The organism is Streptomyces sioyaensis (assembly GCF_004122735.1).
GTDB classification, from domain to species: domain Bacteria; phylum Actinomycetota; class Actinomycetes; order Streptomycetales; family Streptomycetaceae; genus Streptomyces; species Streptomyces sioyaensis.
This window is the reverse complement of sequence record NZ_SDIF01000010.1, coordinates 1-14,020: the sequence shown is the minus strand read 5'-3', so window position 1 is coordinate 14,020 and position 14,020 is coordinate 1. Positions and strand designations below refer to the sequence as shown.

16 protein-coding genes, 1 tRNA gene and 1 riboswitch are annotated in these 14,020 nt (G+C 69.6%); of the genes, 10 read left to right on the top strand and 7 right to left on the bottom strand.

Translation table 11 applies throughout. The annotated features are described in order from the left end of the window. The first annotated feature begins 127 nt into the window (after positions 1 to 127). Positions 128 to 880 carry an MBL fold metallo-hydrolase gene (locus EST54_RS05580; protein WP_093483429.1) on the top strand — a complete coding sequence of 251 codons (753 nt, stop codon included), beginning with the start codon at positions 128 to 130 and terminating at the stop codon, positions 878 to 880. Between the two features lie 188 nt (positions 881 to 1,068). On the opposite strand, the gene EST54_RS05575 is transcribed toward EST54_RS05580, so the two are convergent. Continuing rightward, positions 1,069 to 2,340: a PTS transporter subunit EIIC gene (locus tag EST54_RS05575; RefSeq protein ID WP_129245638.1), complete on the bottom strand. Its 1,272-nt coding sequence runs from the start codon at positions 2,338 to 2,340 to the stop codon at positions 1,069 to 1,071. Positions 2,341 to 2,731: 391 nt separating this feature from the next. Further along, positions 2,732 to 4,045: a PTS transporter subunit EIIC gene (locus EST54_RS05570; RefSeq protein ID WP_129245636.1), complete on the bottom strand. Its 1,314-nt coding sequence runs from the start codon at positions 4,043 to 4,045 to the stop codon at positions 2,732 to 2,734. A 40-nt stretch (positions 4,046 to 4,085) separates the two neighbouring features. Between EST54_RS05570 and EST54_RS35820 the strand changes: the two genes are divergently transcribed. The 4 genes from EST54_RS35820 (at position 4,086) to rdgB (ending at position 6,485) form a co-directional block, all read left to right on the top strand. Further along, positions 4,086 to 4,517 carry a PTS glucose/sucrose transporter subunit IIB gene (locus EST54_RS35820; protein WP_275543261.1) on the top strand — a complete coding sequence of 144 codons (432 nt, stop codon included), beginning with the start codon at positions 4,086 to 4,088 and terminating at the stop codon, positions 4,515 to 4,517. A gap of 99 nt (positions 4,518 to 4,616) precedes the next feature. Further along, entirely contained in the window at positions 4,617 to 5,348 is a 732-nt protein-coding gene (gene rph, locus EST54_RS05560) for a ribonuclease PH (RefSeq protein WP_129245634.1), read from the top strand. 124 nt (positions 5,349 to 5,472) lie between these two features. Further along, positions 5,473 to 5,610 carry an SCO1431 family membrane protein gene (locus EST54_RS05555; RefSeq protein ID WP_107452761.1) on the top strand — a complete coding sequence of 46 codons (138 nt, stop codon included), beginning with the start codon at positions 5,473 to 5,475 and terminating at the stop codon, positions 5,608 to 5,610. 242 nt (positions 5,611 to 5,852) lie between these two features. Continuing rightward, the gene (gene rdgB / locus EST54_RS05550; RefSeq protein ID WP_129245633.1) at positions 5,853 to 6,485 is read left to right on the top strand and encodes an RdgB/HAM1 family non-canonical purine NTP pyrophosphatase; all 633 of its coding nucleotides are present in this window, start codon (positions 5,853 to 5,855) and stop codon (positions 6,483 to 6,485) included. Positions 6,486 to 6,543: 58 nt separating this feature from the next. On the opposite strand, the gene EST54_RS05545 is transcribed toward rdgB, so the two are convergent. The 4 genes from EST54_RS05545 to EST54_RS05530 form a co-directional block, all read right to left on the bottom strand. Next, positions 6,544 to 6,618: transfer RNA gene (locus EST54_RS05545), tRNA-Leu, on the bottom strand. A 12-nt stretch (positions 6,619 to 6,630) separates the two neighbouring features. Then, the gene (locus EST54_RS05540) at positions 6,631 to 7,497 is read right to left on the bottom strand and encodes an HNH endonuclease signature motif containing protein (protein ID WP_129245630.1); all 867 of its coding nucleotides are present in this window, start codon (positions 7,495 to 7,497) and stop codon (positions 6,631 to 6,633) included. A 10-nt stretch (positions 7,498 to 7,507) separates the two neighbouring features. Continuing rightward, positions 7,508 to 8,131, bottom strand: coding sequence for an HNH endonuclease (locus tag EST54_RS34005; protein ID WP_154074008.1), 624 nt, complete (start codon positions 8,129 to 8,131; stop codon positions 7,508 to 7,510). Between the two features lie 152 nt (positions 8,132 to 8,283). Then, positions 8,284 to 9,816 carry an MFS transporter gene (locus EST54_RS05530; protein ID WP_129245626.1) on the bottom strand — a complete coding sequence of 511 codons (1,533 nt, stop codon included), beginning with the start codon at positions 9,814 to 9,816 and terminating at the stop codon, positions 8,284 to 8,286. Between the two features lie 340 nt (positions 9,817 to 10,156). On the opposite strand from EST54_RS05530, the gene EST54_RS05525 reads away from it, so the two are divergent. Both EST54_RS05525 and EST54_RS05520 read left to right on the top strand, forming a co-directional pair. Further along, positions 10,157 to 10,666 (top strand): hypothetical protein, encoded by a 510-nt coding sequence (locus EST54_RS05525; RefSeq protein ID WP_129245624.1) that lies wholly within the window; start codon positions 10,157 to 10,159, stop codon positions 10,664 to 10,666. Then, entirely contained in the window at positions 10,666 to 11,940 is a 1,275-nt protein-coding gene (locus tag EST54_RS05520) for a sensor histidine kinase (RefSeq protein ID WP_129245622.1), read from the top strand. Before EST54_RS05525 ends, EST54_RS05520 begins: the two co-directional genes overlap by 1 nt. Positions 11,941 to 12,004: 64 nt before the next feature. On the opposite strand, the gene bcp is transcribed toward EST54_RS05520, so the two are convergent. Beyond that, positions 12,005 to 12,472 carry a thioredoxin-dependent thiol peroxidase gene (gene bcp, locus EST54_RS05515; RefSeq protein WP_129245620.1) on the bottom strand — a complete coding sequence of 156 codons (468 nt, stop codon included), beginning with the start codon at positions 12,470 to 12,472 and terminating at the stop codon, positions 12,005 to 12,007. Between the two features lie 226 nt (positions 12,473 to 12,698). On the opposite strand from bcp, the gene EST54_RS05510 reads away from it, so the two are divergent. From EST54_RS05510 to EST54_RS05500, 3 genes are all read left to right on the top strand, one after another. Further along, a complete protein-coding gene (locus EST54_RS05510; protein ID WP_129245618.1) occupies positions 12,699 to 13,016 on the top strand; it encodes a DUF3618 domain-containing protein in 318 nt (105 codons plus the stop codon). Between the two features lie 132 nt (positions 13,017 to 13,148). Continuing rightward, positions 13,149 to 13,451, top strand: a complete 303-nt coding sequence (locus tag EST54_RS05505; RefSeq protein WP_048828920.1) for a GroES family chaperonin — start codon at positions 13,149 to 13,151, stop codon at positions 13,449 to 13,451. Between the two features lie 94 nt (positions 13,452 to 13,545). Continuing rightward, positions 13,546 to 13,605: riboswitch (guanidine-III (ykkC-III) riboswitch) on the top strand. A 32-nt stretch (positions 13,606 to 13,637) separates the two neighbouring features. Continuing rightward, positions 13,638 to 13,958: a DMT family transporter gene (locus EST54_RS05500; protein WP_129245616.1), complete on the top strand. Its 321-nt coding sequence runs from the start codon at positions 13,638 to 13,640 to the stop codon at positions 13,956 to 13,958. The last annotated feature ends 62 nt before the right edge of the window (positions 13,959 to 14,020 follow it).

The following is a 14,020-nucleotide window of genomic DNA, read 5'->3' as shown; positions in this document are numbered from 1 at the left end:
AGGACCCGGCAAAACCCGGCAGGGCCCGCCGGGAAGCCCCGCATGGATCCTTCCTCAAGCTCTCCACCGCGCGAGAGCGAAGGGAGGCGCCTGACCGCCGCCCCCGCCCACGGAGGTTCACGCCCGTATGAAGCTCACTGTCGTCGGATGCTCGGGGTCGTTCCCTTCGATGGAATCGGCCTGTTCGAGCTACCTCCTGGAGGCCGACGGCTTCAGGCTGCTCCTCGACATGGGCAACGGCGCCCTGGGTGAGCTGCAGCGCCACACCGGCCTCTATGACCTGGATGCCGTACTCCTGTCGCACCTGCATGCCGACCACTGCATCGACCTGTGCGGCTATTTCGTCGTGCGCTACTACCGTCCGGACGGCGGACGGTGCGCGCCGATGCCGGTCTACGGCCCGGCCGGAACCGAGCGCCGGCTGACCGTGGCGCACGCCGATCTGCCGTACGACGGCGCGATGAGCGAGGTCTTCGACTTCCGCACCCTGTCTCCGGGCACCTTCACCATCGGGCCGTTCACGATCCGTACGGAGCGGGTCAGCCACCCCGTGGAGGCCTTCGGCGTCCGGGTCGAACACGGCGGCAGGTCGCTGACGTACTCCGGGGACACCGGACCCTGCGACGCGCTGGAGATCCTCGCCGCGGGCACCGACTTCTTCCTGTGCGAGGCGTCCTTCACCTACGGCAAGGAAGACATCCCGGATCTGCACCTCAACGGGCGGGAGGCCGGCGAGGCCGCCCGGCGGGCCGGCGCGGGGCGGCTGGTGCTGACCCACATCCCGCCGTGGACCGACCCGGACATCAGCATCCGCGACGCCCAGAAGGTCTACGACGGGCCGGTCGAGGTCGCCAAGGCCGGCGCGATCTACGAGATCTGAAGCGGGCGGGGCCCCTCGCGGGAATTCCACGACGCCGGGCATTTCACGATGTCGCCGCATTTCACGACGCCGGGAATTCGACGACCAGGCAACACGAAGCGCAGGGAATTCCACGAAGCGCGGCGAGGGCCCCCGGAAACCGTACGGTCTCCGGGGGCCCTCACCGTTGCGCTGTGGAACTGCCGGGGTCAGCCCTTGTACTGGGCCTTGTCCTCCGCGGCGATCTCCTCCTCGGACTCGCGTCCGGGGGTCGGGAGATTGAACTTGATGATCGCGAACCGGAACACCGCGTAGTACAGCGCCGCGAAGACCAGCCCCGTCAGGGCGAGCAGCCACGGCTTGGTGGCGATACCGAGGTTCAGCAGGAAGTCGATCGCGCCGGCCGAGAAGCCGAATCCGTCCTTCATCCCCAGGGCCCAGGTCAGCGCCATCGAAACACCGGTGAGCACCGCGTGGATGGCGTACAGCACCGGGGCGATGAACATGAAGGTGAACTCGATCGGCTCGGTGACGCCGGTGACGAAGGCGGTCAGCGCGATGGAGAGCATCATGCCGCCGACGACCTTGCGGCGCTCCGGCCGGGCGCAGTGCACGATCGCCAGGCAGGCGGCCGGCAGCGCGAACATCATGATCGGGAAGAAGCCGGTCATGAACTGTCCGGCCGAGGGGTCATGGGCCAGGAAGCGGGCGATATCGCCGTGCTTGCCGTGGTAGTCACCGGCCTGGAACCACGGGAAGGAGTTCAGCAGGTGGTGCATGCCGACCGGGATCAGGGCACGGTTGGCGACACCGAAGATACCGGCGCCCACCGCGCCCGAGCCGACGAGCCAGGCGCCGAAGCTGTGCAGACCGGCGCCGAGCACGGGCCAGATGTAGCCGAAGACGATGCCGATGATCAGGCCGGCAAAGGCGGCGAGGATCGGCACGAGGCGGCGGCCGCCGAAGAAGCCGAGCCAGTCGGGAAGCTTCTTGCGGCTGTAGCGCTGGTAGAGCAGCGCGACCACGATGCCCATCACGACGCCGCCCAGCACTCCCGCGTCCACCGGCGGGGCGGCATCGGTTATCTTGCCGTCGACGATCTTCTGGACGGTGGGGAGGTTGCTGTCCGGGAAGGTGCCGAGGACCTTGCTGAAGACCAGGTAGCCGACGACCGCGGCCAGGGCGGTGGAGCCGTCGGACTTCTTCGCGAAGCCGATCGCGATGCCCACGGCGAAGAGCATCGGCATGTTGTCGAGCAGGGCGCCGCCACCGGCGGCCATGAACTCGGCGATCTTGTTCAGGAACGCGGGGAACGCATCCCGGCCGAGCATGTCCGGCTGGCCGAGCCGCACCATCAGCGCGGCCGCGGGCAGGGTGGCGATCGGTAGCATCAGGCTGCGGCCGATGCGTTGGGCCACTGCCATGGCGCCGGCGCCGCGGCCTTTCTTCTCGGGGGCCGCTGTCGCGGTGGCCGAACTCATCGGATTCCTCCTGGTGAGGCGGGGACTCGGTGGGGGGCCACTGGTCTCCTGGTCTATACCGGTCAGTGGTTTAGACCATTCTTACACGGTGGTTCGCCGCAACGGAATCCCCGTGAAGCGCCCGCAATACCGGTAACGGCCGGGGTGTCGGCGGGCTGCGGGTGACGGCAGCGGCGTCCGCCGCACTGTGACGCACCAGGACGGGACGGGGCAGCGGTACCGGCTCCGGGCCGTTCGGGCTCGTTCGGGCCGTTCGGTACGTCGGGACGGGCCGGGCAGCCGGGGGCGCACCCGCGCAACTCCCGCCGCTTCCAGGAAAGTTGACGACCGGATGGGGTTCCTGGCCCTTACGTGCTCTTCGCTCGCCTCCCCGGGTGACCCCGGCCGGCCCCTACTTCACGTTCTCCCGCTCCATCGCGTCCCCCACCTCATCCGGCTCCCGGCCGGGCGTCGACAGATTGAACTTCGTGATCACGAAGCGGAAGAGGGCGTAATAGACCAGCGCGAAACACAGGCCGATGGGAATGATCAGCCAGGGCTTGGTCGCCAGCCCCCAGTTGATGACGTAGTCGATCAGGCCCGCCGAGAAGCTGAAGCTGTCGTGCACGCCCAGACCCCAGCTCACCGCCATCGACACACCCGTCAGCACGGCATGGATCACGTACAGCACCGGCGCGACGAACAGGAACGAGTACTCGATCGGCTCGGTCACGCCCGTCACGAACGAGGTCAGGCCGACCGACAGCATCATGCCGGCGATCTCCTTGCGGCGGTGCGGCTTGGCGCAGTGCGCGATCGCCAGCGCCGCGGCCGGCAGCGCGAACATCATGATCGGGAAGAACCCCGTGGTGAACTGCCCCGCCGTCGGGTCACCCGCCAGGAACCGGTTGATATCGCCGTGCACGACCGTGCCGTCCGGCTTCGTGAAGCTGCCGAACTGGAACCAGACGAAGGTGTTCAGGAACTGGTGCAGGCCGACCACCAGCAGCGCACGGTTCGCGACGCCGAAGAGCCCCGCGCCCCACGACCCCAGCGCCGACAGCCACTCGCTGAAGCTCGTCAGCGCCGCACCGATCGGCTGCCAGACGAACAGACACAGGACCGCGAAGACCAGCCCGACGAAGGCCATGATGATCGGGACCAGCCGGCGGCCGTTGAAGAACCCCAGCCAGTCCACCAGCTTCACCCGGTGGAAGCGCTGCCAGAGCCAGGCGGACAGAAACCCCATGACGATGCCGCCGAACACCCCGGGGTTCTGGTAGGCGGCCTGCGTCACCGTATTGGTCTTGTCGACGCACACCCCGCTCCACAGGCCCGCCTGGGAGTACGTCTGGCCCGCGGAGCAGCCCGCCGGGAACGCGTGCAGCACCGAGAAGTAGACGAGGAATCCGGCCACCGCCGCGAGTGCCGTCGACCCGTCCGACTTCTTGGCCATACCGATGGCCACACCGATGCAGAACAGCAGCGGCAGCCCGAGCCCCGAATCCAGCAGGGCGCCGCCCGCGGCCGCGAAGACCTTGCCGACCGCGTCCCAGCCCAGCCCGTCCGCGCCGAACACATCCGGCTGTCCGAGACGGTTGAGAATGCCCGCAGCGGGCAGTACGGCAATCGGCAACTGCAGACTGCGCCCCATCTTCTGCAGCCCCTGGAAGAGGTGCGCTCCCCAGTTCCTCTTCGGTGCCGCCGCCGCTGCGTTCGAACTCATCGGTGTCCTCCCGGCAGTCGGCCCGTCGACAACCGCCCTGGTGCTTGCCGCATACTGGTGGTGTAGACCACTTGTGGGTGCGTTCCGGCAGGTCCGTCCGGGCTGTCCGGTGCGCACTCCGGTGATCGCCATCCTTCGTTACACAGCGGACAAACGCCCACATAGTTGGGCCGAACGTGCGTTACGGTGTGAAACCGCCCGGCGGAACCGTCGGCGGCCGAGACAAGCAGGAGTGGACATGGCCAGCAAGGCTGAGAAGATCGTCGCCGGGCTCGGCGGACTCGACAACATCGAAGAGGTCGAGGGCTGCATCACCCGCCTCCGCACCGAGGTCGTCGACCCCTCCCTCGTCGACGAGGCCGCCCTCAAGGCCGCGGGCGCCCACGGCGTCGTCAAGATGGGCACCGCGATCCAGGTCGTCATCGGCACCGACGCCGACCCCATCGCCGCCGAGATCGAAGACCTGATGTGAGGACCTGAGCCCCGCTCAGCGCGCCTCCCCCGAAGGCCCCGCACCGGACGGATCCACCGCCCGGAGTGGGGCCCTCGCGTTGCCGATAGGGTCTACGCCATGTCTCGCATCGACGGCCGCACCCCCGAACAACTCCGCCCGGTCACCATCGAACGCGGCTGGAGCAAGCACGCCGAAGGCTCCGTCCTCATCTCCTTCGGCGACACCAAAGTCTTCTGCACCGCATCCGTCACCGAAGGCGTCCCCCGCTGGCGCAAGGGCACCGGCGAAGGCTGGGTCACCGCCGAATACTCGATGCTGCCCCGCTCCACCAACACCCGCGGCGACCGCGAATCCGTACGCGGCAAGATCGGCGGCCGCACCCACGAGATCAGCCGCCTCATCGGCCGCTCGCTGCGCGCCGTCATCGACTACAAGGCCCTCGGCGAGAACACCATCGTCCTGGACTGCGACGTCCTCCAGGCCGACGGCGGCACCCGCACCGCCGCCATCACCGGGGCCTATGTCGCCCTCGCCGACGCCATCACCTGGGCCCAGGGCAAAAAGCTCATCCGCCACGGCCGCAAGCCCCTCACCGGCACCGTCTCCGCCGTCAGCGTCGGCATCGTCGACGGCACCCCGCTCCTCGACCTCTGCTACGAAGAGGACGTCCGCGCCGAAACCGACATGAACGTCGTCTGCACCGGCGACGGCCGCTTCGTCGAGGTCCAGGGCACCGCCGAGGCCGAGCCCTTCGCCCGCGACGAGCTCAACGCCCTCCTCGACCTCGCCGTCGCCGGCTGCGCCACGCTCGACGCCACCCAGCGGGAAGCGCTGGCCCGCACGCTCTGAAGCACGGCCGCAGGGGGGAGGGGAGGGCCCGCACCCGCCCCCTGCGACCCGCTTCCCCTGTGACCCTTTTCTCACGGGAGCTCCCTCTCTGGGAAAGTCGCCCCGGCGCGGGCACTGTGGACCCATGCCCACAACTGCCGCGACCGCGCCCCGCGCCCGCACCGGCGGGCCCCAGGGAGACTCCCCGCTCCTGGAGCACCTCCTCGGCTGGACCCTCGTCCTCGTCCTCGCGATGCTGCTCACCCAGACCGGCCTCGTCTGACGGCGTGACGGCGTGAGGCCTGGCAGCCTGAGGCCTGACGGCGTGAGGCCTGACGGCGTGAGGCCTGACGGCCTGAGGCCTGGCGGCCCGGCCGGTTCGCGCTCCTGACCTCGGAGGCCGTGTGAACAAGGACACCGGACGCCCGCCGGGCCCTCGACCGCCACCAGGCCCCCGATACCCGGCCGGTCACCGACGGGGCCGGGCACATGGCCGGGATCTGCACACCGGGATAATCACTGCCCATGCAGCCTCACACCGGCCCTGAGCCCGCACCCCAGCGCCTGATCCTCGCCACCCGCAACGCCGGCAAGATCAACGAGCTCCGCGCCATCCTCGACGCGGCCGAGCTCCGCGTCGAACTCGTCGGCGCCGACGCCTACCCCGACGTCCCGGACGTCAAGGAAACCGGCGTCACCTTCGCCGAGAACGCCCTGCTCAAGGCCCATGCCCTCGCCCAGGCCACCGGTCACCCGGCCGTCGCCGACGACTCCGGCCTCTGCGTCGACGTCCTCGGCGGCGCCCCCGGCATCTTCTCCGCCCGCTGGGCCGGCCGGCACGGCGACGACCGCGCCAACCTCGATCTGCTCCTCGCCCAGCTCGCCGACATCGCCGACGACCACCGCACCGCCCACTTCGCCTGCGCCGCGGCCCTGGCCCTCCCCGACGGCACCCAGCGCGTCGTCGAGGGCACCCTCGACGGCACCCTGCGCCACACCCCCACCGGCACCGGCGGCTTCGGCTACGACCCGATCCTCCAGCCCCTCGGCGACACCCGCACCTGCGCCGAACTGACCCCCGACGAGAAGAACGCCATCAGCCACCGCGGCAAGGCCTTCCGGGCACTGGCACCGGTGGTGCGGGAGTTGTTGGGCTGAGGCCCACGCAGCAGAACGGCCTCCCCCGTCCATGGACAGGGGAGGCCGTATGCGCAAATGGGCCCGGTGGGACTCGAACCCACGACACACCGGACCTAAACCGGCGCCCTCTGGCCAGCTGGGGTACGGGCCCGCGGCGCCCACTCTACTGTGCAGGACTGCGCGGCTGTGAGGGGATGGTCATATGCAGCGATCCCCGGGAGAACGTCCTGGTCTGGCTATGACAGGAGGGGCACAGGTAGCGCAGGTTCTCCAGGCGATTGTCCAGACGGTCACCGTTGATGTGGTCGATCTCCAGGACGAGCCGCCTGCCCTGCCAGGTGTCCCCTAGTCCGCACACGGCGCACTGACGGGGTACGCCCAGCTCGTCGAGTGCGCGGCGCAGCATCACGGTCCTTTCCCGCCGCGATCCTGGATCGAGTCGCCGCAAGATATCGTCCGCCGATTTGCGGTTCGGGGAGGGATGGCCACGCCCGTGTCCCTGGCCGGTGAAGTGCGCTGTCGAGAGGCCGTACGCCTCGATGCTCCGTTTCACGACTCTCCGGGATGTTCCGTTGTCGGCCTGCGCGAGACGCCTGAGGACATCTGCAATGCTCCGCGAGGCTGCTACGGCCTCTGCCAGTTCGTCGCGCGGGAGCAGGAGAGAGCCGTTTCTGCGGCCTGTGAAATGCGATGTGTCGATGCCGAATTGATCCAGCTTCCTGCGGAGGTGGGTGTATGCGCTGTCGTACGGCGGAACCTCCATGTAGTCCAACATTTGCCGGATGCTGTGGGACTGAGCGGCGGCCTCTCTCAGCAGGGCTTCTGTGTATGAACGGTGCTGACGACGTGGAAGCGGTTCGTCGACGAAGTGCGCGGTGTCGATGCCGTAGTGCTTCAGCCGGTCGCGTAGATACCGGTGAGGACCGCTACCCACAGGAGTGCCGAGTCTGCGCAGCATGTCGACCAGACTGGTTGAGGCGGCTGCCGTATGGGCGAGCAACTCGCTGGTGTATGAGATGCGCTGGGTCATGGCCGATACGTCACTTCCGCCGAGGCTTGCGGCCACGGTAAGTATCTGTCACCGCATGGCAGTTGGGGCACAGGAAACGTAAGTTGTCCGGACGATTGTCCCACCAATTGCCGTTGAGATGGTCGACTTCAAGGTGTAACGGCTTGCCGTGCCATTCTGTGCCCACGTGGCACATCGCGCACCGTTCTGGCACTGCCAGCCGCAGTAATTCCCGACGAAGGCGCCGCCTCCCGACGCGCCCGTCGGACGGCGACCCCAGAATCAGACCATGGCGTCCGGCGGCGTTGAAATTCCGTCGAGGCATGGGCGTGAAATGGGAGATGTCGATGCGCAGTTCGGCGATGCGGCGGCCGATGTGTGCCTGATTGCCGCCGACCGGATTGATGCCAAGACGGCGCACGACCTCGGCGACGCTGTGCGAGCAGGCCACCAGTTCGCGGAGTCTCGCCTCGGTGTGGCGTACGCCGGCGGGCGTGAAGTGGGTGGTGTCGATGCCTGCTTCGAGGAGCTTGGCGCGTAGGTACCGTCTGCTGCCCGGTGTTGGTGTGCCGCCGAGCCGTCGCACGGCTTCGTCGTACGACAACGATGCCCGCGCTGCCTCCGCGAGCCGCTCGCGGGTGTACTTGACCGGCATGCTTCCCCGTCCCGCGCACCAGGCCCACCCCGTGCGCTCTCTCGAACTGAACAACGATCGAACGCGGGGGCGGTTACGGCGGGTTATGGAGCAAGAGCAAAGGGCCTCGGGGAAGGAATCCCCGAGGCCCTGCTCGTCCAACGGCCCGCAGATCAGAAGCGCGGCTCCGCCGTCTGGGACGTGATGAGTTCGACGGCTTCCTCCTTGGTGGCCACGGAGGGTGGGGAGCCTTCGAGGGGCTGCTGGGCGGTTTCCTTCATGCAGGCGACGGCGATGACGCCGACGAGGGCGGCGCCCATCGTGTAGTAGGCGGGCACCATGACGTTCTGGCCGAAGGCGTCCATCAGGGCGGTGATCACCAGGGGGGTGGTACCGCCGAAGAGGGAGACGGCCAGGTTGTAGCCGATGGAGAGGGAGCCGTAGCGGACGTTGGTGGGGAAGAGGGCGGGGAGGGCGGCGGACATGGTGCCCAGGAGGCAGACCAGGGAGAGGCCGAGGAGGGCCATGCCGCCGCAGACGGCGGGGATGCTGCCCTGCTTGACCAGGAGGAAGGACGGGATCGCCAGGACGAAGAAGCCGGCCATGCCGGCCATCAGCAGGGGCTTGCGGCCGTAGCGGTCGTTGAGCTTGCCGACGGTGCTGAGGACGCACATCAGGGCGACCATGGTGCCCAGGAGGATCAGCAGGCCGTGGGTCTCCTCGTAGTGGAGGGTGTCCGTCAGGTAGGTCGGCATGTACGACAGCAGCATGTAGTCGGCGATGTTGTAGGCACCGACCAGGGCGATGCAGAGGATGAGGGTGGGCCACTGCTGGGCGAAGATCTCGCTGATCTTCTTCTTCGGGGCGTTCTCGGAGAGGTGGGAGAACTCGGCCTCGGCCTCGACGGCGGAGCCGGTGGCGCTGTGGGTGTGCGCGGCCTCGAACTTCTGGAAGGCCGGGGTCTCGTCGAGCTTGACCCGGAGGTAGAGACCCACCAGGCCGAGCGGGCCGGCGATCAGGAAGGGCAGGCGCCAGCCCCAGTTGAGCATGGCGTCGTCGCCGAGGGTGGTGTTGAGCAGCAGCACGATGCCGGCGGCGCCGGTGTAGCCGATGAGGGTGCCCATCTCCAGGAAGCTGCCGAAGTAGCCGCGCTTCTTGTCGGGGGCGTATTCGGCGATGAAGGTGGAGGCGCCGCCGTACTCACCGCCGGTGGAGAAGCCCTGGACCAGGCGGAAGAGGATGAGCAGGGCGGGGGACCAGAAGCCGATGGCGGCGTAGGACGGGATCAGCCCGATGCACAGGGTGCCCAGCGCCATCATGATCATGGTGAGGGCGAGGACCTTCTTGCGGCCGATGCGGTCGCCGAGGGGGCCGAAGTAGGCGCCGCCGAGGGGGCGTACGAGGAAGGCCACGGCGAAGGTCGCGAAGGACGACAGCAGGCTGGTGGTGTCGCTGCCGCCGGGGAAGAACACCTTGCCGATGGTGACCGCGAGATAGCTGTAGATCCCGAAGTCGAACCACTCCATGGCGTTGCCGAGCGCGGCCGCCTTCACGGCGCGCCGGACGACGCGTTCGTCGGTGACGGTGATGTCGGTGCGCCGCAGTCTGGGGTTCTTGCGCCGGGCGACGGCACGGAAGAGCACCCGGTGGCGCTTGCGCGCTTCCCGGTCCTGGTCGGGAGCGGCGTCAGTGCTGCCGGTCGGCACGAGGCGGTCCTCTCGGTCTGTCAGCGCGCGGGCGCGCGCGGGATACGACAGGTGCGCCTGCACAATCGCGCGCGGATCAAACCACTCTGGCGGGACGAAGCGAGGTACGTCACGCGCGGCTGCGCCGTACGGGGCACCGCGGTGTGAGGTCGGAAGTGCCGTCACGGGGGCACGCCAGGGGTTTCACAGGGCTTGTTACAGGACTGGTACACAGCCGCGCGGTCACCGCCGTGTTCGGGCAATCAGCTTGTGTCCAGGGGACGGAAGAGTGGCAGCGCCGGGCGCGGCATTCGTGTTTGCTGGTGGGGGTACGGGGCCTGGTCCTCGGGAGGAGATCGTGATGACGGACCGCGGAGGGCCCCGGTGGGGTCGGGGGCGTACGGCGCTGGTGGCCTTTGCCGTGGTGACGGCGCTGGCGGCCGGCGGGGTGTGGCTCGGCCAGACCTCGGACCGGGCGTCGGCGGTGGATGCCGCGCCGAAGACGTCGGCGGCGGTGCAGGACGTGAAGGAGGACGGCAAGCCCTCGGACGGTCTGCCGACCGTGCGTGACTGCGGCATCGGTGCGCCCGAGGTCAAGCCGCGGGTGATTACGCTGACCTGCACGGATGTCGGGATGGTGGCGACCGAGATCAGCTGGAAGAAGTACGGCGCGAAGGACGCGTTGGGGGTCGGTGTGGTGCAGGTGGAGAAGACCGCCGCCGGAGCGGAGACGGACACCGGGTTCCCGGCGACCTTCCGTCTCTACGGTCCGAAGCGGGTCGACGGCGGGCTGGCCTTCACCAGCCTGGAGGTGACGTACGAGGGCTCGACGCCGCTCGGGGACACGACGGAGATGTACAACCTCGCGTGATGGGCATTCGAGGCCGGATCGCCCTGGCCATTTCCTGTATGACGGCTCTGGCCGTGGTGGTGCTCGGGTTTTCCGTGCACCACATAGCGGATCTGGAGCGGGAGCGGTCGGCGCGGGCGTATCAGGACGACCGGCTCAGTTCGGCGCTGCAGATCTACGAGCGGGACGGCACGCTGGCGCTGGGCGCGAAGCTGGACGACGGGACGCTGCCGTCGCCGTTGCGTGAGGCGGTGTTCAAGAAGAAGTCGGGGACGTATGTCAGCGGCGGTGAGGACCCGCGGGTGTGGGCGGCGACCGGGGTCGGTGACGGCGACGGGAGCGGCCCGCTGCGGTCGCTGTCGGTGTCGGCGCCGTATCCGGACGACGATCCGTCGCAGCAGTCGCTGGACCGGGCGCTGTTGATCTCGGGGTGCGGCACGGTCGTGCTGATGGCGGTGGTGTCGTGGTTCGTGTCGCAGCGGCTGTCGCGGCGGCTGCGGCTGAGTGCGGCGGCGGCGCGGCGGATCGCGGCGGGTGCGGAGCCGGACGCGGACGCGCTGGCCAGTCAGGGGCGTGACGAGGTGGCCGAGTTGGGCCGCAGCGTGCACCACATGGCGATGTCGCTGGCGGCGCGGGTGGAGGCGGAGCGGGAGTTCACCGCGGACGTGGCGCATGAGCTGCGGACGCCGGTGGCCGGTCTGGTGGCGGCGGCGGAGCTGCTGCCGCAGCCGCGGGCGGTGGAGCTGGTGCGGGACCGGGCGCAGGCGATGCGGCGGCTGGTGGAGGATCTGCTGGAGGTCTCCCGGCTCGACGCGGGGGTGGAGCGGGCGGATCTGGACGCCTGTGAGCTGCCGTCGCTGGTGCGCGGGATCGTGCAGCGGGCGGCGCGGCAGCGAGGGGTCGACGAGGCCGACGAGGTGTCGGTGACCGTGGAGGGCGAGCCGCGGATCGTGGAGACCGACCGGCGCCGGGTGGAGCGGGTGCTGGTGAATCTGCTGGCGAACGCGGCCAAGCACGGAAAGCCGCCGATCGAGGTGGTGGTGGCGGGTGCGCGGATCGTGGTGCGCGATCACGGTCCGGGCTATCCGGCGGAGCTGTGTGCGGAGGGGCCGCGGCGGTTCCGTACGGCGGCGCCGGAGCGCGGGACGGGGCACGGTCTGGGGCTGACGATCGCGGCCGGGCAGGCTCAAGTGCTGGGCGCGCGGCTGGACTTCGGCGCCGCCGCGGAGGGCGGCGCCGAGGCCGTGCTGGAGCTGCCCGAGCGGGCGGGCAGGGTGTGCCCGACCGATCCGTGAGGGAGTCCGTGAGGCCCGGGGCCGGGGCCCGCGTCCCCCGGCCGGCCCCGGCCGGGTGTGGTGCCTACAGCCCCAGATCCTTGATGATCTTGGCGACGTGGCCGGTGGCCTTGACGTTGTAGAGGGCGCGCTCGACCGTGCCGTCCTCGTCGATGACGACGGTGGAGCGGATGACGCCGGTGACGGTCTTGCCGTAGAGCTTCTTCTCGCCGAAGGCGCCGTAGGCCGTCAGCACGGTCTTGTCCGGGTCGCCGAGCAGGGTGACCTTCAGGTCCTCCTTGTCGCGGAACTTGGCGAGCTTCTCCGGCTTGTCGGGGGAGACGCCGATGACGTCGTAGCCGTGGCCGGCGAGGAAGTCGAGGTTGTCGGTGAAGTCGCAGGCCTGCTTGGTGCAGCCGGGGGTCAGGGCGGCCGGGTAGAAGTACACGATGACCTTGCGGCCCCGGTGGTCGGCGAGCGAGACCTGCTTGCCGTCCGCGTCGGGGAGGGTGAAGGCGGGGGCGGTGTCGCCGGGCTGGAGTCGCTCGCTCATGTCTCTCCTCAGGCATGGATCCGTACGCTCCGACATTAGCCAGCCCCGCCGGACGGTGCGGGCCCGGGAGTCCGGGCGGCGCGAAACGGGGGTGCTGTGGGGCACCCAGGGGTGGGAGCTGACAGACTGTCCATCACGAATCGGCAGTCAGCGATGTGGCCGGTTCCGTACGGGGCCCCGTGCCCGACCCCCGTACGCATCGGCGCGAGACGACGGAGGCAGCGCGGTGGCGGAAGCCAGGACCCCGGCGCAGATCGAGGCGGATATCGTCCGCAGGCGGCAGGAGCTCGCCGTCACGCTCGACGAGATCGGTGTGCGGCTGCACCCGAAGACGATCATGGATGAGGCGAAGGCGAAGGCGGCGGAGGCCGTGGACCGCACGGCGGGGCGGGCCTATGTGGCCGCCAATCGCGCGGTGTCGGACGTGCGGGCGCAGCTGGTGTCGGAGAACGGGACGCCGCGGCTGGAGCGGGTCGTTCCGGTGGCGATGATCGGGGTGGCCGTGGTCGGCCTGCTGGTCCTGCGCACGCGGCGGCGCCGGTAGGCCCCGTCCGGCGGACGCCGACCGGAGCGCCTCCGCGGCGCCCGTGGTGCGGGACGGACGGCGCCGGGCAGGTACGGTCATGCCGTGAGCCCGAATAACACCAAGGACACCCACGACAAGCTGCCGATCCGGATGCTGCACGACCGTGTGCTGGTCCGGACGGACATCCCCGAGGGCGAGCGCCGCTCGTCGGGGGGCATCGTCATTCCCGCGACCGCGGCGGTCGGCCGTCGCCTGGCCTGGGCCGAGGTGGTCGCGGTCGGGCAGAACGTGCGGACCGTCGAGGTGGGCGACCGGGTGCTGTACGACCCGGAGGACCGGGCCGAGGTCGAGGTGCGCGGCGTGGCGTACGTGCTGATGCGCGAGCGCGATCTGCATGCGGTGGCCGCGGAGCGCCTGGAGGGCGCGGAGGACGCGACCGGGCTGTATCTCTGATTCCGTCTCTGTGCTCCCGTAGTTCCGGCAGGGCCCCTGAAGCGGGGCGGCGGCGGGCGGTGACCTCGGTCACCGCCCGCCGTGCTGCGCTTTGCTAACGTCGGGACATACCCGACGAGACGCGCCGTACCGGGTCAGGACAAGACGACGCACCCCTGTTGAAGCTCTTTTCACGGAGGTGCCGTCATGGCATGGATCCTGCTTCTGGTCGCCGGTCTGCTGGAGGTCGGCTGGTCGGTCGGCCTGCGGTTCACCGACGGGTTCACCCGGCTGTGGCCCAGTGTGGGCACCGGCGCGGGCATCGTCGCCAGCATGCTGCTGCTCTCGTACGCGGCCCGGACCCTGCCGATCGGTACCGCCTACGGCGTGTGGGTCGGCATCGGGGCGGCCGGTGCGGCGGTGGCCGGTATGACGCTGCTCGGCGAGCCGGTGACCGCGGCCCGGATCTTCTTCATCGGTCTGCTGCTGGTGGCGGTCGTCGGTCTCAAGGCGACGTCGGGGCACTGACGGCGGGAAGGCGGGCGGTGGGACGGCGGGGAGCCGTGCGGGCGCCCCGGCCACCGACGCCC